The sequence below is a fragment of the Kribbella sp. CA-294648 genome (assembly GCF_050943845.1).
In the GTDB taxonomy this organism is placed as follows: Bacteria; Actinomycetota; Actinomycetes; order Propionibacteriales; family Kribbellaceae; genus Kribbella.
The window spans coordinates 5,239,406-5,258,260 of record NZ_CP191981.1 but is presented as its reverse complement, the minus strand read 5'-3'; the positions used below and the strand labels follow the sequence as shown (position 1 = coordinate 5,258,260).

Below are 18,855 nucleotides of genomic sequence, written 5' to 3'. Positions count from 1 at the left end.
GCATCGTGGGGTGGTGAGTATTGAGGTTCGGCCGGCGGCGGTTTTCGAGGATGTGCGGGCTGTGTTGGGGCCGAAGTCGCCTGACGCCAACGTCTGCTGGTGTCTGAGCTACCGGATTCCGTCGAAGCTGAACAACGCGCTGCGCGGGCCGGAGCGCGCGGAGTACGTCGCTGGGCTGTGTGGTCAGGAGCCCGCGCCGGGGGTGCTCGCCTATGACGGTGATGAGCCGGTGGGGTGGGCGGCGGTGGCGCCGCGGGCGGAGACTACGTTCGCGCGGAACCGGAAGATCCCGCACGTCGACGAGTTGCCGGTGTGGTCGCTGTGGTGCGTTCGGGTCCGGCCCGGGCACCGGAAGTCCGGTCTGTCGCATGTGTTGATCGAAGGTGCGGTGGAGTTTGCCCGCTCCCACGGGGCGCCGGTGGTGGAGGCCTATCCGCTCGACAACGGCGACGCCAAGGTGGATCTGACGATGGCGTACGCGGGGATCAGGAAGAACTTCGAGCGCGCGGGGTTCGTCAAGGTCGCCGACACCAGTTCGGTGCTGGCCGGCCATCCCCGGGTCCTGATGCGCCTCGACCTGCGCTGAACCACGACCTGCTGCTGAAACCACAAACGGCGCCCGGTCTCCCGGGCGCCGTTCAGGGAAGGTGCTGCGTCAGCTCAGGGTCGCCAGGGCGTCGTTCCAGGTCTTGGAGGGACGCATGACGGCCGCGGCCTTGGCGGAGTCCGGGTGGTAGTAGCCGCCGAGATCGACCGGGCTGCCCTGGACGGCCAGCAGCTCGGAGACGATGGTCTGCTCGTTCGTGGCCAGCGTCTCGGCCAGTTCGGTGAAGGCCTTGGCCAGCTCGGCGTCGTCGGTCTGCTTGGCCAGCTCCTGCGCCCAGTACAGGGACAGGTAGAAGTGGCTGCCGCGGTTGTCGATGCCGCCGACGCGACGGGTCGGCGACTTGTCCTCGTTGAGGAACGTCGCGGTCGCACGGTCCAGGGTGTCCGCGAGCACCTGAGCGCGCGCGTTGCCGGTGGTCTGCGCCAGGTGCTCGAAGCTCGCGGCCAGGGCGAAGAACTCGCCGAGGCTGTCCCAGCGCAGGTAGTTCTCCTTCACCAGCTGCTGGACGTGCTTCGGCGCCGAACCGCCCGCGCCGGTCTCGAACAGACCGCCACCGGCCATCAGCGGGACGACCGACAGCATCTTCGCGCTGGTGCCCAGCTCGAGGATCGGGAACAGGTCGGTCAGGTAGTCACGCAGCACGTTGCCGGTGACCGAGATGGTGTTCTCACCGCGGCGGATCCGGTCCAGCGAGTACTTGATCGCCTCCACCGGCGCCAGGATCTTCAGGTCCAGGCCCTCGGTGTCGTGCTCGGTCAGGTACTGCGTGACCTTCGCGATCAGCTTCGCGTCGTGCGCCCGCGTCTCGTCCAGCCAGAACACCGCCGGGTCACCGGTGGCCCGGGCCCGGGTGACGGCCAGCTTGACCCAGTCGCGGATCGGCGCGTCCTTGGTCTGGCAGGCCCGGAAGATGTCGCCGGCGGCAACTTCCTGCTCCAGTACGACGTTGCCGTCGGCATCGACCAGCCGGACCGTGCCGGCCGCGGGCAGCTCGAACGTCTTGTCGTGGCTGCCGTACTCCTCGGCCTTCTGCGCCATCAAGCCGACGTTCGGGACCGAGCCCATCGTGGCCGGGTCGAAGGCGCCGTTCGCGCGGCAGTCGTCGAGGACGACCTGGTAGATCCCGGCGTAGCTGCTGTCCGGCAGCACCGCCAGCGTGTCCTTCTCGGCGCCGTCCGGGCCCCACATGTGGCCCGAGGTACGGATCATCGCCGGCATCGAAGCGTCCACGATCACGTCGGACGGCACGTGCAGGTTGCTGATGCCCTTGTCGGAGTCCACCATCGCCAGCGCCGGACCGTCGGCCAGCTCGGTGTCGAAGGAGGCCTTGATCGCGTCACCGTCCGGCAACGCGGCCAGCCCGGCGAAGATCCCGCCGAGACCGTCGTTCGGGCTGAGACCGGCCTCGGCCAGCGTCTCGCCGTACTGGGCGAAGGTCTTCGGGAAGAACGCGCGCACCACGTGCCCGAACACGATCGGGTCGGACACCTTCATCATGGTGGCCTTCAGGTGCACCGAGAACAGCACGTCCTCGGCCTTCGCCCGGGCCAGCTGGGCGGTCAGGAACTCGCGCAGCGCGGCGACGTGCATGACGGAGGAGTCGACCACCTCACCGGCCAGCACGGGAATCGACTCCCGCAGTACGGTCGTCTCGCCGTCGGCTGAGGTGAACTCGATCCGCAGCGTGTTGTCGGCGTCCAGCACGACCGACTTCTCGGTCGAGCGGAAGTCGTCGTGGCCCATCGTCGCGACGTTGGTCTTCGAGTCGGCGGACCAGGCGCCCATCCGGTGCGGGTGCGTCCTGGCGTAGTTCTTCACCGAGGCGGGCGCGCGGCGGTCGGAGTTGCCCTCGCGCAGTACCGGGTTCACCGCCGAACCCTTGGTGCTGTCGTAGCGGGCGCGGATGTCGCGCTCCTCGTCGGTCTTCGGCTCGTCCGGGTACTCCGGCAGCGCGTAACCCTGGCTCTGCAGCTCCGCGATCGCGGCCTTGAGCTGCGGGATCGAGGCGGACACGTTCGGCAGCTTGATGATGTTCGCCGCCGGCGTCTTGGCCAGCTCACCGAGCTCGGCGAGATCGTCGGAGATCCGCTGGTCCTCGGTCAGGTGGTCGCCGAAGACGGCGATGATCCGCCCGGCCAGCGAGATGTCCCGGGTCTCGACGCCCACCCCGGCCTGCGCGGCGTACGCCTGGATCACCGGCAGCAACGAGTACGTCGCCAGCGCCGGGGCCTCGTCCGTGTGGGTGTAGATGATGGTCGACTCAGTCACTCGCGTCTGTCCTCTGCTCCGTCGTTGTCTCTCCCGGGCCACCCCATGGAGGCAACCCCACCTTAGTAGGCCACCCGCCCCCACCCCGCGCAGAGTGGCAATGCTCACGACTCGTGACGCTGAGCGTAACCTCGCCGCGTAGGTACGTACTGCGGGTTGGCTGGCACCTTCAGTTGCTGCGGCTTCGCTTCGCGGGAGGGGTGGACGAATTCGGCTGGCGCCTGGGGAGCGACCGGCGAATCCGACGACCGATTGCCCGGAGACCACCCGACAGCAGGGTGCAGGGTGCAGGGTGCGAAATGGAGCGCGATCGAGGCGGCGGTTGTGCCGAGTGACAGGAGGTAGTTGCCGTAGATCAGTGCACCTGAGCGTGTGGGGCGGCATCGTGTACGGCGTCCCGCGGTGCACTACCTGTCGTTCGGGACAAACACGGCTTGCGGGTGGAAGCGGTGGGCGGCAGGAGGCCGGGTCGTGCCGGCTGCGGCTTGTGACGCTTCGGGTCAGCTTGCGGAGAGATGGGGGTGAGCTCTTCCGTGGGTGGGGGATTCGGTCTATGTTCACGGGACGTGAGAGCGCTCTCACTCATTCCTCTACCGCCCCGGAGGTTCCTGTGTTCGCTAGTTTGCAAAGACGGCGTTGGCGTGTGGTTGGTGCTGCGGTGGTGATGGCTCTGGTCTCGACGCTCCTGGTGGGTGGCGTGGCCAAGGCGGCTGATGACTACAGCCAGGGGGTTGTGTCGGTGAATGCGACGCAGGCTCAGATTTCGTTTACGCCGGTTACTGCGGCGGTTTACGTGGATGTGCATTACATCGTTGCTGGGCAAGGGCAGCAGAACTTCAGGATGGAGCTGAGCGCCGGCACCTGGCGTAAGACGGTCGGTGGGCTGGTTCAAGGCAGCGTTGTCGACTACTGGTTCACGTACGAGAAGGGTGGGCCGCAGTACGACACTCCGCATTTCAGTTACACGCATGGCGACACCACCGCGCCGGCTGTTGCAACACCGGCCTTCTCACCTCAAGGCGGCAGTTACCCGACCGCGCAGACCGTGACGATCTCGACCGCTACCGCTGGGGCGACGATTCGGTACACCGTTGACGGGTCTACGCCGACCAGCGCCTCGAACCTCTACAGCGGCCCGATCAGCGTGGCTTCGAGCCGGACGGTCAAGGCGGTCGAGTTCAAGGCTGGGCTGGCGGATTCCGTGCTGGCGAGTGCGGCGTACACGATCGGTGGTACGCCGACCAGTTGCCCGACGCAGCCCGATGTGCCGAACTTCGGGCCGAACACGCGGATCTTCGACCCGAGTATGCCGGCCGCGACCATTCAGGCGCGGCTCGATGCCGACTTCAACGCGCAGAAGGACACCATCGCGCACCAGATGGGGACCGGGCGGATCGCGCACCTGTTCAAGCCGGGCAGTTACAGCGTGCACGACGACGTCGGCTACTACACCTCCGTCGCCGGGCTCGGCCAGAACCCCGGTGACGTGGTCATCAACGGCGCCATCACGGTCGACGCGTTCAACGAGTCCGACAAGGGCGTGGCACTGCAGAACTTCTGGCGGTCCGCCGAGAACATGGCCGTGAACCCGATCGGCGGCTCCAACCGCTGGGCGGTCGCGCAGGCGGCGCCGTTCCGCCGGATGGACATTCGCGGCAACCTGCAGCTCTACCCGGCCAGCTACGGCTTCGCCAGCGGTGGCTACATCGCCGACTCGAAGGTGTCCGGCCAGACCGCCTCCATCTCGCAGCAGCAGTGGTACACCCGGGACAGCAACCTCGGCAGCTGGGCCGGTGGCGTCTGGAACATGGTCTTCTCCGGTACGCCGGGCGCTCCGCCGACCACGTTCCCGAATCCGCCCGAGACCACCCTCGCCACCACCCCGGTCTCCCGGGACGTGCCCTACCTGTACCTCGACAGCGCCGGCAAGTACCGGGTCTTCACCCCGTCGCTGCGCACCAACGCGTCCGGCGCGAGCTGGGCAAATGGCTCGACCCCGGGGACCTCGATCCCGATGAGCCAGTTCTACGTGGTGAAGGCGGGCGACACCGCGTCGACCATCAACACCGCACTCGCGTCGGGCTGCCACCTGTTCTTCACCCCCGGCATCTACCACCTCAACCAGACGCTCAGCGTGACCAAGCCCAACACCGTCGTCCTCGGCATCGGCTACCCGACGCTGATCCCGGACAACGGCGTCAACGCGATGCAGATCGCCGATGTGGACGGCGTCCGCGTCAAGGGCCTGCTGTTCGACGCCGGTACGACGAAGTCCGCGGCGCTGCTGACCGTGGGCCCGTCGGGTTCAACCGCGAACCACGCGGCGAACCCGATCACGTTGCAGGACGTCTTCTTCCGGATCGGTGGCTCGATCGCCGGTCACGCCACGACGAGTCTCGTGGTCAACAGCCACCACACGATCATCGACCACATCTGGGCCTGGCGCGCCGACCACGGCAACGCCGGCACCTGGGGCTGGACGCAGGCCACCGGCGACACCGGGGTGATCGTCAACGGGAACGACGTGCTGGCCACCGGTCTGTTCGTCGAGCACTACCAGAAGACCCAGGTGATCTGGAACGGTCAGCGCGGCAAGACGATCTTCTTCCAGAACGAGATGCCGTACGACGTACCGAACCAGGCGAGCTGGAACCGCCCGAGCGGCCGCAACGGGTACGCCGCGTACAAGGTGGCTGATCAGGTCACCTCGCACGAGGCGTGGGGCCTGGGCAGCTACAACTTCTTCAACGTCAACCCGTCCGTGAACGCCTACAACGCATTCGAGGCGCCGAACAACCCAAACGTGCGGTTCCACAGCCTCTGCACGGTCTCACTCAACTACCAGGGCACGATCACCCACGTCATCAACGACACAGGTGCCGTCACCCCGCCCGGGACGGTCCCGGTGAACGTGGTGAGCTACCCATGACCTGAAGCACCGCATAGTCGAGCGGTCGGTGGGCACGGTGGGGAGATGACTGTTTACGGTTTTCACGCCTCACATGAGCAGGTGCCGCCCACCGACCTGCTCGCCGCCGTGGTCCGGGCCGAGCAGGCCGGGTTCACGGCGGCGATGTGCTCGGACCACTTCAGCCCCTGGAGCGAACGGCAGGGCGAGTCCGCCTTCGCCTGGTCCTGGCTCGGCGCCGCCCTGCAGGCGACCGGCCTGTCCTTCGGGGTGGTGAACGCGCCGGGCCAGCGGTACCACCCGGCCGTCATCGCGCAGGCGATCGGCACCCTGGGTTCGATGTACCCCGGCCGGTTCTGGGCGGCGCTCGGCTCGGGTGAGGCGAGCAACGAGCACATCACCGGTGCCGTCTGGCCGCGCAAGGAGCTCCGTCAGCAGCGGCTGGAGGAATGCGCCGACGTGATCCGGAGACTCCTCCGTGGCGAGGAGGTGAGCCACGACGGTCTGGTGACCGTCGACCGGGCCCGGCTCTGGACGCTCCCGAACGAGCCGCCCGCTCTGATCGGCGCCGCGGTCTCGACAGCGACCGCCGAGCGGTGTGCCCACTGGGCGGACGGCCTGATCACGGTGGCCGCCGCTCCCGAGCACCTGCGCGAGATGATCTCGACGTACAAGGACAACGGCGGCAAGGGCAAGGTCTGCCTGCAGGTCCACCTGAGCTACCACCCGGACGAGGACGAAGCCCTCCGGATCGCGCACGAGCAGTGGCGGACCAACGTGTTCTCCCCGCCGCTGAGCTGGGACGTCGACTCGGCCGAGGTGCTCGACCTGGCCGCCGAGCACGTCCGTCCCGAGGCGATGCACGACGCCGTCCGGATCTCGTCCGACCCCGCCCGGCACGCCGAGTGGCTCAACGCGTACGCCGAACTCGGCTTCGACGCGATCTACCTGCATCACGTCGGCCGCGAGCAGTCCGAGTTCATCGATGTGTTCGGAGAGAAAGTCCTGCCCCAGCTGGAGGTGACCCGCCCGTGAGACTGACCGAGACCGCGGACGTCTGGTGGAAGAACGCCGTCGTCTACTGCCTGGACATCGAGACCTTCTTCGACACCGACGGCGACGGCCGCGGAGACATCCGCGGCCTGTCCCAGCGGATCGACCACCTGGCCGAGCTGGGCGTGACGTGTATCTGGCTGATGCCGTTCTATCCGACGCCCGATCGCGACGACGGGTACGACATCACCGACTTCTACGGGGTCGACAAGCGACTCGGCACCCACGGCGACCTGGTCGAGCTGATCACGCTCGCGAAGGACCGCGGCATGCGGGTGATCGCGGACCTGGTGGTGAACCACACCTCCGACCAGCACCCGTGGTTCCAGAGCGCGCGGGCGTCGCGCAGTTCGAAGTACCGGGACTGGTACGTCTGGCGGGACGAGCCGCCGGCGGACGCCAGTGAGGGCATCGTCTTCCCGGACCAGGAGGACAGCCTGTGGCAGTACGACGAGCAGGCCGGCCAGTACTACCTGCACCAGTTCTACAAGCACCAGCCCGACCTGGACATCGCCAACCCGGAGGTGCGCGACGAGATCATCCGGATCATCGGGTTCTGGTTGCAGCTCGGGCTGTCCGGTTTCCGGGTGGACGCGGTGCCGTTCCTGCTGGAGACGAAGGGTTCGCAGAAGGCGCAGAACCTGCCCATGCCGCACGACTATCTGCGCGACCTGCGGGCGTTCCTCAGCCGGCGCAGCGGCCAGGCGGTGCTGCTGGGCGAGGTCAACCTGCCGTACGAGCAGACTCGCGAGTTCTTCGGTGACGAGGACGGCGACGAGCTGACGATGTGCTTCGACTTCATCGGGATGCAGAAGCTGTACCTGTCGCTGGCCCGATCGGACCCGGCGGAGCTGGTCAAGGCGCTGCGGGAGCGGCCCGTGCCGCCGGAGGAGGGCCAGTGGGGCCTGCTCGTCCGCAACCACGACGAGCTGACCCTCGACAAGCTGACCGAGGACGAGAAGCAGGAGGTCTTCGCCGCCTTCGGGCCCGACAAGGACATGCAGCTCTACGGCCGCGGTCTGCGCCGCCGGCTGCCGACGATGCTCGGTGGCGACATGGCGCGGATCAAGATGGTCTACAGCCTGCTGTTCTCCCTGCCCGGTACGCCGGTCCTGTTCTACGGCGAGGAGATCGGGATGGGGGAGAACCTCAAGGCGGAGGGGCGGAACGCGGTCCGCAGCCCGATGCAGTGGACCAGCGACGTCAACGGCGGCTTCTCGACCGCCGACCCCGATCAGCTGGCCGGTCTGGTGGTCGAAGGCGACCTGTCGCCCGAGCACGTCAACGTCGCGGCCCAGCGACGTGACCCGGACTCGCTGCTGAACTGGATCACCCTCCTGATCCGGCGCTACCGGGAGTCTCCGGAGCTGTCGTGGGGCGAGTGCACCGTCCTGCAGGTCGACGCCCCGTCGGTCTTCGCGCATCGGTCGGAGTGCGAGGGCGGCGCCGTGATCGCCGTGCACAACTTCGCCGACACGCCGGTCAAGCTCACCCTTCCCATCGCTGGTGCCGGGCCCGGCGTCCGCGTCGCTGACCTGCTCAGCGGGGAGATCAGCGACATCGAAGCCGACGGCAGCCTGCAGCACTCACTGGCCGGCTACGGCTCCTGCTGGCTGCGCGTACTGCGCCCGTACGACCGCTACATCATCTGACCAGTCCTGATTGACGCTCATCCAGAGGGGTACCGGCCGCTAGAGCGAAAGGAGACAGCCATGCCCGCTGGATCGAACAAGAAGCGCGAACGGCAGTACGAGCACATCAAGGACGGCCTGAAGAAGCGCGGCCGCAGCGAGGACAAAGCCGAGGAGATCGCGGCACGCACCGTGAACAAGGAGCGGGCACGGGCCGGCGAGTCGAAGCAGAAGAGCAAGTCCTCCACCAACGACATGTCGTCGAGCCGCCGCGGCGGCCTGCGCTCGCACCAGGGTTCGCAGGGCCGGACCAAGGACCAGCTCTACAACGAGGCCAAGCAGAAGAACATCAAGGGCCGGTCGAAGATGAGCAAGGCGGAGCTCGAGAAGGCAGTCGGTCGCTAGTGTCGGAGCCGAGCTGGCAAGTCATCGACACGAGCCCGCTGAGCGAAGAGGAAGTCCACGGCCTCGACGCGTACTGGCGGGCAGCCAACTACCTCTCCGTCGGGCAGATCTATCTGCTGGCCAACCCGTTGCTCGAGGAGCCGCTGCGGCCTGAGCACATCAAGCCGCGGCTGCTCGGGCACTGGGGTACGACGCCCGGGCTGAACCTGGTCTACACGCACCTCAACCGGGTGATCCGGCAGCGCCAGCGCGAGTTCATGTATGTGATCGGGCCGGGCCACGGTGGTCCGGCCATCGTCGCGAACACCTGGCTCGAGGGCAGCTGGACGGCGACGTACCCGAACACCGGGCAGGACGTCGCGGGCCTGACCAGACTGTTCAAGCAGTTCTCCTTTCCCGGTGGCATTCCCAGCCACGTGGCGCCCGAAGTACCGGGGTCGATCAACGAGGGCGGTGAGCTCGGCTATTCGCTCAGCCACGCTTACGGCGCCGCGTTCGACAACCCGCGGCTCGTGGTCGCCTGCGTGGTCGGCGACGGTGAGGCGGAAACGGGGCCGCTGGCAACGTCGTGGCACTCCAACAAGTTCATCGACCCGCGGCGCGACGGTGCGGTGCTGCCGATTCTGCATCTGAACGGCTACAAGATCGCCAACCCGTCCTTGCTCGCCCGAATCGGCGACGAGGAGCTCACGGCCCTGCTGCGCGGCTACGGACACGAGCCCTACCTGGTCGAAGGCTCGGATCCGGCCGTCGTCCACCAGGCCCTGGCCGCCACGATGGACCGATGCCTGGACCGCATCGACGAAATCCAACTGGAGGCCCGTACTACGGCCGAAGGCACCCCGCGAGCCGCTTGGCCGATGATCGTCCTCCGGACGCCCAAGGGCTGGACCGGGCCGAAACTGGTCGACGGCGAACCCGTCGAGGACACCTGGCGGTCGCATCAGGTCCCGCTGTCCGGCGTACGGACGAACGAGGAACACCTTCGCCAGCTCGAGGAGTGGATGCGGAGCTACCGGCCGGAAGAACTGTTCGAGCCGTCCGGCCGGCCGGTCACCGGCGTACTGGAGCTGGCTCCGCCTGCGGAGTTGCGGATGGGGTCGAGCCCGCACGCCAACGGTGGCCTGCTCACTCGCGATCTGGAGCTGCCGCCGGTCGCGGAGTACGCAGTACCGGTGAAGGCGCCCGGGGCTGAGGACGGCGAGCCGACCAAGGTGCTGGGGAGCTATCTGCGTGATGTCTTCACGGCCAACGAGACACACCGGAACTTCCGGATGGTCGGGCCGGACGAGACCGAGTCGAACCGGTTGTCGGCGGTCTACGACGTGACGGCCAAGGCCTGGAACGCCGGCCGGTTGCCGACCGACGTTCATCTGGCGCAGGACGGGCGCGTGCTGGAGATGCTCAGCGAGCACACCTGTCAGGGCTGGTTGGAGGGGTACCTGCTCACCGGGCGGCACGGCCTGTTCTCGTCGTACGAGGCCTTCGTGCACATCGTCGACTCGATGGTGAACCAGCACGCCAAGTGGCTGAAGACGGTGAACCGGCTGGACTGGCGGCGGCCGGTCCCGTCGCTGAACTACCTGCTGACCTCGCACGTCTGGCGGCAGGACCACAACGGGTTCTCGCACCAGGATCCCGGTTTCATCGACCACGTGGTGAACAAGAAGGCCGAGGTCGTCCGGGTCTATCTGCCGCCGGACGCGAACACCTTGCTGTCCACGATGGACCACTGCCTGCGGACCCGGAACTACGTCAATGTCGTTGTCGCCGGCAAGCAACCGCAGCCGAACTGGCTGGACTGGGACGAGGCGGCCCTGCACTGCGCCCGCGGGATCGGCGTCTGGGACTTCGCCAGCAACGACAACGGCGAACCGGACGTCGTGATGGCCTGCGCCGGCGACGTCCCGACGCTGGAGACGATGGGCGCCGTCGACCTGTTGCGCGAACACCTGCCCCAGTTGAAGATCCGCGTCGTCAACGTGGTCGACCTGATGCGGCTGCAGGACGCCACCGAGCACCCGCACGGCCTGAGCGATCCGGACTACGACGCGCTCTTCCCACCCGGTACGCCGGTGATGTTCGCGTACCACGGTTACCCGTGGCTGATCCATCGGCTCACCTACCGGCGCAACAACCATGCCGATCTGCATGTGCGCGGCTACATCGAGGAAGGCACGACGACCACACCGTTCGACATGGTCGTGCTGAACAACCTCGATCGGTTCCACCTGGCGATGGACGTGATCGACCGGGTGCCGTCGTTGCGCAGCCGGGCGAGCTCGCAACGGCAGTGGTTCGCCGATCAGCGGACCCGCCATCGCGCCCACGTCACCACCTACGGGGAGGACCTGCCCGAGGTCCGCGACTGGCGCTGGAGCCGCTAACCGGCCTCACTCCGAGGCCGGGAGCCCGCCTCCCAGCTGTCCAGCAGTTGCTGGGCGAACAGGTTGTCCAGGCCCAGACAGCAGGCAGCTCCGAACAGGATGTCGGCGGTGGCCTCGGGGTGCTCCTGGGCATAGGAGTCGCACAGGTCGTGAGCCGCGATCTGCTCGTGAACCGCGTCCGCCTCGACATGCTCGGTGAAGTAGCGCGCCGCGGCCGGGTCGGCGCCGAGACGGGTCGCGCCGGCGGCGTACCGGCGGTTGGGCAGGGTTGAGGTCATCTCCAGGGCAGCCAGGTGGCCGAGCAGGGAGCCGGTCCAGCGTCGGTGCATGGCGAAGAGGGACATGACGTTGGAGATCGCCAGCGTGACGGCCGGTACTTCGGCGACGTACCGGCCGTAGGTGTCGTCGAGGCCCAGCCAGCGCATCGTCGTACGGAAGAGCTCGGCATGCATCCGCTCCGGCCGGCCGCCGCCGTACTCGTCGGCCTGGATCTCCACCAGCGCAGCCTTGGTCGCGCCGTCCAGCCGGGGGATGCCGAAGCTGTGCGGGTCGGCCTCCTTGAGCTGGTAGACCGAGCGGTTCAGCACGAACTCGCGGAACTTCTCCAGATCGGCATGACGATGCAGGTACGCCGCCAGGGGCGGCCCGTCGTCGGCCTCGATCAGCTCCCGCAACAACCGCGAGGGCCTGCCGCTGACGACAGCCGGGCGATAGGTGGCGGTCAGCCACTCGGTCCAGGGACGCTCGAGTTCAGCGCGGAAGGCCAGGACGTCGAGGTCCCACTCCGCCGACTCGTCGACATCGTCGAATCCGCGGTAGTGCAGCTCGTAACAGCACCACAGGGCGAGTTGCAGGTCCTCGTCGGCCCACGGCGGGGTGTCCTGGGTCTCGACCGCGGGCGGCGGAACGGTCCGGCCGCCCCGCAGGTGGTTCGTCAACCAGTGGGTGAGCGGCCCGCGGGATGGGGGTAGGTGCATGTGGTTCCTCCTTCGACCAGCCGCAGGTACCCGCCAAATCGATGCCACAAGCACTTTTCGCACAAGATCGGCAGGGGTACCGGTCCGGCATGAGTGATTCGCCTGGAGAAGACGTCGCCGTCATCCGTGCCTATGAGGACGGGCCGCTGCTGGTCCGGGGCTCGTTCGAGCTGCGCGACGAGACCGGCGCGGTGATCGACCCCGGCCGGGCGACGATCGCGTTGTGTCGCTGTGGCAAGTCCGGATTGAAGCCGCTGTGTGACGGCAGCCACGCGCTCACGAAGAAGCGGCCGCCCCGGGAGGGAGCGGCATGAAGTTCGTCGGAGCGCAGGAATGGGTGCCGTCCAGGGGCGGACTGCCCAGCCTCGAGACCGCCCTGCCCGCCTGCCGCGGCTGCGATCTGTGGGAGGAAGCCGAGCAGGTCGTACCGGGGGACGGGCCGGCGAAAGCGCGGATGATGCTGGTCGGGGAGCAGCCGGGTGATGTCGAGGACAAGGAAGGCCGGGTGTTCGTGGGGCCGGCCGGACGGCTGCTCGACAAGGCGCTGGCCGAGGCCGGCATCGCGCGTGACGATGTCTATGTCACCAACGCGGTGAAGCACTTCCGGTTCGAGCGGCGAGGGAAGCGACGGATCCACAAGACCCCGGCGGTCAGTCACATCATTGCCTGCGGCCCCTGGTTGACCCGCGAGCTGCAGATTGTGAAGCCCAGCCTGGTGGTCGTGCTCGGCTCGGTCGCCGCGCGGTCCTTGCTGGGCACCACATTCCGGGTGACCCAGCATCGCGGCGAGCCCGTTGAGCTGCCGGACGGGACTGCCGCCGTGGCGACAGTCCATCCGTCGTCGGTCGTGCGCTCCGAGGAGTACCGCCGCGACTTCGGCCTCTTCGTCGACGACCTCCGCGCCGCCGCCGCGCTACTTGAGTGACCGGCGCAGTTCGGGCAGTACCTCGTCGCGGTAGAGCGACATCATGTCCACCGAGTGCGGGCCCATGTTCGCCACGTAGATCTCGTCGAAGCCGGCCTCGACGTACGGCTTGAACGCCTCCAGATGGTCGTCGGCCTTCGGTCCCGCGGCCACCGACTTGGCGGTCTGCTCCTTGGTGACCAACTGGCTCGCCTGCTCGAAGTGCCGGGGTGACGGCAGCACCTGGGCGAGCTCACCCGGCAGCCCGGAGTTGCCCCAGATCCGGTGCGCCTGCTCGACGCCCTCCTCCACGGTCGGCGCGTAGCTCACCTTGAAGCCCACCTGGGCCGGCTTGTCCCCGCCACCGTGCTCACGGAACCGCTGCAGCAGCTCCTCGTCCGGCGAGGTCGTGATGTAACCGTCGGCGATCCGGGCCGCGACATCGGTCGCCTCCGGGCCGAATCCGGACATGTAGATGGGCAACGGCGAGTCGGGCCGGGTGTAGATCCGGGCGGTGTCGACCGTGTAGTGCTTGCCGCGATGGTTCACGAAACCGTCCTCGGTCCACAACCGGCGCATGATCTCCACGGCCTCCTCGAGCATCTCCAGCCGGACGTCGACCGTCGGCCAGACGTCGCCGAGAACATGCTCGTTGAGCGCCTCACCGGTGCCGATCCCCAGCGTGAAGCGGCCGTTCAGCAGTACTGCGCTGGTCGCCGCCGCCTGGGCGATGACGGCCGGGTGGATCCGCACCGTCGGGCACGTCACCGCCGTCGTCACCGGCAGCTCGCAGACCTGCGCGATCGCCCCGATGGTCGACCACACGAACGCGCTCTGTCCCTGCTCGTCGTTCCAGGGGTGGAAGTGGTCGCTGATCCACAGACTGTCGAAGCCGGACTCCTCGGCCAGCCGGGCCTGCTCGATCAGCTGTGCCGGGGTGTACTCCTCGCTGGACAGGAAGTAGCCGATCTTCACTGTGCCTCCAAGTCTCGTCGGTATCGCCCCGGTGCCCAACCCCCGAGGCGATACACGCGCTGTCTCAGCTGACGGCGGAGGCCATCCGGTGCAGCATTTCGGTGAGGAGCTCCTCGCTGGTACCGAAGTTCAGCCGGGTGAAGGTGTTTGCCGCCGGGTCGTAGTTGCGGCCTGGACTGAGGGCGACGCGAGCTCGCTCCAGGAAGAACTCCGCCGGGTCCTGGCCGAGGCTCGCTCCGGCGCAGTCGAGCCAGGCGACGTACGTGGCCTGCGGGGGAGTCCACGTGATGCCCTCGGGGAGATTCGCGGCGATGACGGCGCGGTTCCGGTCGAGTTGGCGCAGTACGTCGTCCAGCCACTCGTCACCGGCCGAGAAGGCGGCCTCGGAGGCGACGAGTCCGAGCAGGCCGACCTGGTCGTTGGTGATCGGGAGCCGCCGGAGGACGTCCTGGGCGCGGTCGGACGCGGTCACCAGCAGCGCGGCCTTGAGCCCGGCCAGGTTGAAGGCCTTTGATGCCGAGGTCAACGAAATCCCGCACGACCGGGCCGCATCGGACACTTCGAGCCAGGGCACGTGTTTCGCACCCGGCAGCACGAGGGGCGCATGGATCTCGTCGGCCAGCACCCACGCGCCGTACTGCGCACAGAGGTCCGCGATCCGCGTCAGTTCGTCGTACGGGAGGGTGCGGCCGGTCGGGTTGTGCGGGTTGGCCAGGATCAGGATGTCGAGTCCGTCCCGCAGGTGTGCGGTGAGGCGGTCGAGGTCGAAGGAACCGTCGGTGAGCAGTGGCATGGGGACCAGCGAGAAGCCCGCCGCCGGCAGTTGCTCGAAGAACGGGGGATAGCCGGCGGTCGCGAAACCGATCGACCCGCCAGGCGCGATCACCCGGCACAGCTCGATCAGGCCGACCATCACGTCCGGCACGAGCGTCACTCGGTCGGGATCGACCTTCCAGTCCAGCCTGCGCTGGGCGAAACCGGCGAACGCAGTACCGAGGGAGGACGGCAGGGAGGAGACGTAACCGAGGTCGCTGCGAGACACCGCGTCGTGCAGGGCCGCCGCGATCGGCTCGGCCAGCTCGAAGTCCATCTCCGCCACGGTCGCGGCGATCACGCCCTCGCCGTGGCCGTACCACTTCTCGCTCCGTCGTCGCTGCAGCTCGTCCAGGGCCGGCACCGTTGGCATGTCGCTCCTCTCGGGGATCAGGCACCGGGCCATTACCCAGAAAGCGGCCAGTTGATTGCCGCAGCGCCCATCGGGTACCGGATCGCTGTCCAGAATCATCCGTCAGGAGGTACTGCGATGAGCACCAGCCCGATCAACCCTGTGCCGCCGGAAGGCGGCGGGGACCCCGACAATCCGGACCCCGACAGCAGGCACCCTGACATCGGCATCCGGCCGGACGACGACAGCCCGCTGACCGAACCGGTCCCCGACGACCCCGACACCCCCGACGAGGACCCGAACGACCAGCTGCCGCGCTGGTGACGACGGAAAGGTTCTGAATGCGGCTCGGCTACAAGTTGATCGCGGAGGCGTACTCGCCGACCGAGATCGTCGACCAGGCCGTCCGGGCCGAACAAGCCGGCTTCGACTTCGTCGAGGTCAGCGACCACTTCCACCCCTGGGTGCCGGAGCACGAGCACTCCGGGTTCGCCTTCTCGATGCTCGCCGCGGCGGCCGCCCGGACGTCGCGGATCGAGCTCGCGACCGGGGTGACGTGCCCGTTCATCCGTTACCACCCGGCGATCGTCGCCCAGGCTGCCGCCACCACGGCGCTCCTGGCCGGCGGTCGGTTCATGCTCGGCCTCGGGGCCGGTGAACGGCTCAACGAACACGTCGTCGGCCAGGGTTGGCCGGCCGTTGCCCAGCGCCACGAAATGCTGCGCGAGGCGATCGAGATCATCCGGTTGCTGTGGAGTGGCGGCTACCAGTCGTACGAGGGCAAGCACCTGCGGCTGGAGGATGCCCGCGTCTTCGACCTGCCGGACCCGTTGCCACGCATCGCCGTCGCGGCCGGTGGACCGGCGGCCGCGCGCCTGGCCGGAGAGGTCGGTGACGCACTCTTCACCACCGAACCACGCGCCGACCTCGTCACGGAGTACCGGAAAGCAGGCGGTCAAGGTCCCCGGTACGCCGAAGTGCCACTGGCGTGGGCACCCTCGGCCGAAGAAGCCGCGGAGTCCGCGCGGCGGCTGTTCCGGTTCGGCGTCACCGGATGGAAGGTGCAGGCCGAGCTGCCCAACCCGGTGAACTTCGACGCTGCCACCAAGCTCGTAACGGCCGACCACCTGGCCGAGCAGTTCGGTTGTGGACCGGACGTCGAGCGCCATGTCGAGGTGGCCAAGCAGTTCGTGGACGCTGACTACGACAACCTGGCGCTGATCAACGCTGGGCCGGACCCCGACGGCTTCTTCGACTTCTTCGAGAAGGAACTCGGACCGGCGCTGCGCCAAATCTGACCCTACCCAGACGGCAGGCGGCGGGTGTCGATCAGTTGCTGGGCGACGTCGCGCAACTTGGTGTTCGTGTCCTGGGAGTAGCGTTTCAGGATCGCGAACGCGCGATCGCCGTCGATGGCGAACCGCTCCATCAGGATGCCCATCGCCTGCCCGACCAGCTTCCGGGCGTCGACCGCCTGCGCCATCGACGCTTCGTGCCGGGCGGTGGCCACCGCGACCGAGGCGTGCCGGGCGAGGATGTACGCGATCGCCTCGTCGTCGGCGCCGAACGCGTCCGGATTCGGGCTGTAGAGCCCGAGCACGCCGACCGTCCGGGTCCGCTGACTGCCCGCCACCAGCGGTACGTCGAGGACGCTGCGAACGCCCAGTGCCGCGACCTTGGCCGCCCACTCAGGCCATCGCTCCTCGGTAGAGGTGTCGCGGATCTGCACCGAGGCCCGGTCGCGCAGCGCGGTGACGAGTGGTCCGGTCTCACTGGCCAGCTGCATCTCGAAGACCTCGGCGACCACCGGGTCGGTCACGGCGGCGATCTCGGGCCGCGCGCCACGGGAGTTGAGGGCGATCCCGGCGTACGAGCAGTTCAGGGCCTGCAGGGCGAACTGCGCGACCGCCTCCACGGTCTCGACGACGCCGTCGGCGTCGTGCAGTTCGACTGCCAGCCGCGCGAACGCGTCAGCCGTCTCCTGGGTGTTGGCCGGCTCGGGCCGTCCCAAGGGTGCGTCCGGGGCGCCCGCGTGGTCGGAGTGATCCATGGTGGACATCATGCCAATACCGGCCGAAGTTAATCCGGGCGCGTACTGTGAGAGTCGTAATGGCGAGGCGGTTGCCCGCCACGAGGCGGAGAAGGTCATGACAGACCATGCGGTGATCCTGGCCCGGCTGGCGCGGCTGGCCGCGGCGAACGCGCGGGACCGTCATCTGGCCGAGCGGCTGTGCGAGGCCTGCCGGCTCATCCTGAGCGTCGACGCCGCCTCGATCACGGTCAGCAACGACACCTCGAGCCGGATCACGCTGGCCGCGACGAACGAGATCGCGGCCCGGCTGGAGGATCTGCAGGACGTGCTCGGCGAAGGGCCGTGTCACGACGCGTTCCGGACCGGCCAGGCGGTGGCCACCAGACTGGACGAGGAGGCCGTCCGGCGCTGGCCCGAGTTCACCCGCGCGGCCCGCGCCTCGGTCGAGTCGCTCCAGATCCGCTGCTTCGCGATGCGGCCCGGCGAGGAGGTGTTCGGCACCCTGAGCCTGTACCTCGCGGGCAGTTCGCGGGTCGCCGAGTCGGAGGAGACGGCCCAGTTCCTGGCCGACGCGATCGGCGCCGCGTTGCTGCGCGATCCGTCGATCGAGGCAGGCCTGACCGAGAGCGGGGCCTGGTCCTCGCGGGCGGCGATCCACCAGGCGACCGGGATGGTCATCGCGCAGTTGCGGCTCGGCCCGGAGGACGCGCTGGCGATCCTGCGGGCGCACGCCTACGCGCACGACACCACGCTGGCCGAGATCGCCGACCTGGTAGTCACTCGTCGGCTCGACTTCTCGCAGGGAGACTGATGTCCACACACGACGACTCCGCCGCCCGCCGTACGGCCGGCGCGCTGCACGAACTGGCGCTGGCCAGCGCGGGCCTGCTCGGTACGGGGGACGTCATCGGCATGACCACCTCGCTGCTGGCCGGTTGCGCCCGCGCGACCGGAGCATCGGCGGCCGGTCTGGTGGTCGTCAGGCCGGACGACGGGCGACTCGAGCTGCTTGCTTCGACCAGCCACCGCGCCCACGAACTGGAGCTCTACCAGCTCCAGGTCGACGAAGGTCCGTGTGTCGACGCCGTGCGGACGGGTGCGGCGGTGACCGCCGCCGGCAGCGACGAGATCGCGGACCGCTGGCCGTCGGTGACCGAGGCGATGCGGCAGGCCGGTTTCGACGCCGTGCACGCGGCGCCGATGCTGTGGCGAGGTGAGGCGCTCGGCGCGCTGAACCTCTTCTTCCCCGACCAGGAGTCCTCCGGCGAGATCGGGGAGATCGCCCAGACCTTCGCCGACATGGTGACGATCGCCATCGTCCACTCCGGCCGGCTGACGGCCCTGGATCTGGCGGAGCGGTTCCGCGCGGCCCTGGACCAGCGGATCGTGATCGAACGCGCCAAGGGTGTGCTCGCGTACGTCGAGGACGTGCCGCTCGACGAAGCCTTCGAGCTGCTGCTCGCGCTGGCCGGTGACAGCGGCGAACCCCTCGGCGAGGTCGCCGCCCGCGTCATCGACAACGCCGTCGCCACGGACTGACCGC

General features: G+C 68.3%; 17 protein-coding genes. 12 read left to right on the top strand and 5 right to left on the bottom strand.

The features are described from left to right. Positions 1–13 precede the first annotated feature (13 nt). Positions 14–586 carry a GNAT family N-acetyltransferase gene (locus ACQPYM_RS24945; RefSeq protein ID WP_433004398.1) on the top strand — a complete coding sequence of 191 codons (573 nt, stop codon included), beginning with the start codon at positions 14–16 and terminating at the stop codon, positions 584–586. A gap of 69 nt (positions 587–655) precedes the next feature. On the opposite strand, the gene ACQPYM_RS24940 is transcribed toward ACQPYM_RS24945, so the two are convergent. Further along, complete coding sequence (locus ACQPYM_RS24940) at positions 656–2,875, bottom strand: NADP-dependent isocitrate dehydrogenase (protein WP_433004395.1); 2,220 nt, start codon at positions 2,873–2,875, stop codon at positions 656–658. A gap of 664 nt (positions 2,876–3,539) precedes the next feature. Between ACQPYM_RS24940 and ACQPYM_RS24935 the strand changes: the two genes are divergently transcribed. From ACQPYM_RS24935 to ACQPYM_RS24915, 5 genes are read left to right on the top strand one after another with little or no spacing between them, the layout of a single operon-like run. After that, positions 3,540–5,804: a chitobiase/beta-hexosaminidase C-terminal domain-containing protein gene (locus ACQPYM_RS24935; protein ID WP_433023377.1), complete on the top strand. Its 2,265-nt coding sequence runs from the start codon at positions 3,540–3,542 to the stop codon at positions 5,802–5,804. A 45-nt stretch (positions 5,805–5,849) separates the two neighbouring features. Continuing rightward, positions 5,850–6,818: a TIGR03885 family FMN-dependent LLM class oxidoreductase gene (locus tag ACQPYM_RS24930; RefSeq protein WP_433004392.1), complete on the top strand. Its 969-nt coding sequence runs from the start codon at positions 5,850–5,852 to the stop codon at positions 6,816–6,818. Beyond that, positions 6,815–8,488 (top strand): alpha-amylase family protein, encoded by a 1,674-nt coding sequence (locus tag ACQPYM_RS24925; protein WP_433004389.1) that lies wholly within the window; start codon positions 6,815–6,817, stop codon positions 8,486–8,488. The genes ACQPYM_RS24930 and ACQPYM_RS24925 overlap by 4 nt, the downstream gene beginning before the upstream one ends. A gap of 60 nt (positions 8,489–8,548) precedes the next feature. Next, complete coding sequence (locus ACQPYM_RS24920) at positions 8,549–8,872, top strand: plasmid stabilization protein (RefSeq protein ID WP_433004386.1); 324 nt, start codon at positions 8,549–8,551, stop codon at positions 8,870–8,872. Continuing rightward, a complete protein-coding gene (locus ACQPYM_RS24915) occupies positions 8,872–11,259 on the top strand; it encodes a phosphoketolase family protein (RefSeq protein WP_433004383.1) in 2,388 nt (795 codons plus the stop codon). The genes ACQPYM_RS24920 and ACQPYM_RS24915 overlap by 1 nt, the downstream gene beginning before the upstream one ends. Here ACQPYM_RS24915 and ACQPYM_RS24910 read toward each other — a convergent pair. After that, a complete protein-coding gene (locus ACQPYM_RS24910; protein ID WP_433004380.1) occupies positions 11,256–12,236 on the bottom strand; it encodes an iron-containing redox enzyme family protein in 981 nt (326 codons plus the stop codon). The genes ACQPYM_RS24915 and ACQPYM_RS24910 overlap by 4 nt on opposite strands. 89 nt (positions 12,237–12,325) lie before the next feature. On the opposite strand from ACQPYM_RS24910, the gene ACQPYM_RS24905 reads away from it, so the two are divergent. Together ACQPYM_RS24905 and ACQPYM_RS24900 are read left to right on the top strand one after the other, a co-directional pair. Then, positions 12,326–12,550 carry a CDGSH iron-sulfur domain-containing protein gene (locus ACQPYM_RS24905; RefSeq protein WP_433004377.1) on the top strand — a complete coding sequence of 75 codons (225 nt, stop codon included), beginning with the start codon at positions 12,326–12,328 and terminating at the stop codon, positions 12,548–12,550. Continuing rightward, complete coding sequence (locus ACQPYM_RS24900) at positions 12,547–13,161, top strand: UdgX family uracil-DNA binding protein (protein WP_433004374.1); 615 nt, start codon at positions 12,547–12,549, stop codon at positions 13,159–13,161. The genes ACQPYM_RS24905 and ACQPYM_RS24900 overlap by 4 nt, the downstream gene beginning before the upstream one ends. Here ACQPYM_RS24900 and ACQPYM_RS24895 read toward each other — a convergent pair. Both ACQPYM_RS24895 and ACQPYM_RS24890 read right to left on the bottom strand, forming a co-directional pair. Then, positions 13,150–14,115, bottom strand: a complete 966-nt coding sequence (locus tag ACQPYM_RS24895) for a TIGR03557 family F420-dependent LLM class oxidoreductase (protein WP_433004371.1) — start codon at positions 14,113–14,115, stop codon at positions 13,150–13,152. The genes ACQPYM_RS24900 and ACQPYM_RS24895 overlap by 12 nt on opposite strands. A 64-nt stretch (positions 14,116–14,179) precedes the next feature. Continuing rightward, on the bottom strand, positions 14,180–15,301 hold the full coding sequence (locus ACQPYM_RS24890) for a MalY/PatB family protein (protein WP_433004368.1): 1,122 nt from the start codon (positions 15,299–15,301) through the stop codon (positions 14,180–14,182). A 117-nt stretch (positions 15,302–15,418) separates the two neighbouring features. On the opposite strand from ACQPYM_RS24890, the gene ACQPYM_RS24885 reads away from it, so the two are divergent. Beyond that, positions 15,419–15,604, top strand: a complete 186-nt coding sequence (locus ACQPYM_RS24885; RefSeq protein ID WP_433004365.1) for a hypothetical protein — start codon at positions 15,419–15,421, stop codon at positions 15,602–15,604. A 17-nt stretch (positions 15,605–15,621) separates the two neighbouring features. After that, complete coding sequence (locus tag ACQPYM_RS24880) at positions 15,622–16,578, top strand: TIGR03557 family F420-dependent LLM class oxidoreductase (protein ID WP_433004362.1); 957 nt, start codon at positions 15,622–15,624, stop codon at positions 16,576–16,578. 2 nt (positions 16,579–16,580) lie between these two features. Here the strand turns inward: ACQPYM_RS24880 and ACQPYM_RS24875 are convergent, their stop codons facing one another. Continuing rightward, complete coding sequence (locus ACQPYM_RS24875; protein WP_433004359.1) at positions 16,581–17,330, bottom strand: GAF and ANTAR domain-containing protein; 750 nt, start codon at positions 17,328–17,330, stop codon at positions 16,581–16,583. 97 nt (positions 17,331–17,427) lie between these two features. Here ACQPYM_RS24875 and ACQPYM_RS24870 point away from each other — a divergent pair, with 97 nt between their 5' ends. Both ACQPYM_RS24870 and ACQPYM_RS24865 read left to right on the top strand, forming a co-directional pair. Further along, the gene (locus ACQPYM_RS24870) at positions 17,428–18,123 is read left to right on the top strand and encodes an ANTAR domain-containing protein (RefSeq protein WP_433004356.1); all 696 of its coding nucleotides are present in this window, start codon (positions 17,428–17,430) and stop codon (positions 18,121–18,123) included. Beyond that, a complete protein-coding gene (locus tag ACQPYM_RS24865) occupies positions 18,123–18,851 on the top strand; it encodes an ANTAR domain-containing protein (RefSeq protein ID WP_433004353.1) in 729 nt (242 codons plus the stop codon). The genes ACQPYM_RS24870 and ACQPYM_RS24865 overlap by 1 nt, the downstream gene beginning before the upstream one ends. The last annotated feature ends 4 nt before the right edge of the window (positions 18,852–18,855 follow it).

Coding starts and splice junctions, on each gene's coding strand:
- ACQPYM_RS24865 (WP_433004353.1), top strand. CDS start 18,123: ATGTCCACACACGACGACTCCGCCGCCCGCCGTACGGCCGGCGCGCTG.
- ACQPYM_RS24880 (WP_433004362.1), top strand. CDS start 15,622: ATGCGGCTCGGCTACAAGTTGATCGCGGAGGCGTACTCGCCGACCGAG.
- ACQPYM_RS24875 (WP_433004359.1), bottom strand. CDS start 17,330: ATGGATCACTCCGACCACGCGGGCGCCCCGGACGCACCCTTGGGACGG.
- ACQPYM_RS24905 (WP_433004377.1), top strand. CDS start 12,326: ATGAGTGATTCGCCTGGAGAAGACGTCGCCGTCATCCGTGCCTATGAG.
- ACQPYM_RS24870 (WP_433004356.1), top strand. CDS start 17,428: ATGACAGACCATGCGGTGATCCTGGCCCGGCTGGCGCGGCTGGCCGCG.
- ACQPYM_RS24890 (WP_433004368.1), bottom strand. CDS start 15,301: ATGCCAACGGTGCCGGCCCTGGACGAGCTGCAGCGACGACGGAGCGAG.
- ACQPYM_RS24930 (WP_433004392.1), top strand. CDS start 5,850: ATGACTGTTTACGGTTTTCACGCCTCACATGAGCAGGTGCCGCCCACC.
- ACQPYM_RS24935 (WP_433023377.1), top strand. CDS start 3,540: ATGGCTCTGGTCTCGACGCTCCTGGTGGGTGGCGTGGCCAAGGCGGCT.
- ACQPYM_RS24885 (WP_433004365.1), top strand. CDS start 15,419: ATGAGCACCAGCCCGATCAACCCTGTGCCGCCGGAAGGCGGCGGGGAC.
- ACQPYM_RS24910 (WP_433004380.1), bottom strand. CDS start 12,236: ATGCACCTACCCCCATCCCGCGGGCCGCTCACCCACTGGTTGACGAAC.
- ACQPYM_RS24900 (WP_433004374.1), top strand. CDS start 12,547: ATGAAGTTCGTCGGAGCGCAGGAATGGGTGCCGTCCAGGGGCGGACTG.
- ACQPYM_RS24920 (WP_433004386.1), top strand. CDS start 8,549: ATGCCCGCTGGATCGAACAAGAAGCGCGAACGGCAGTACGAGCACATC.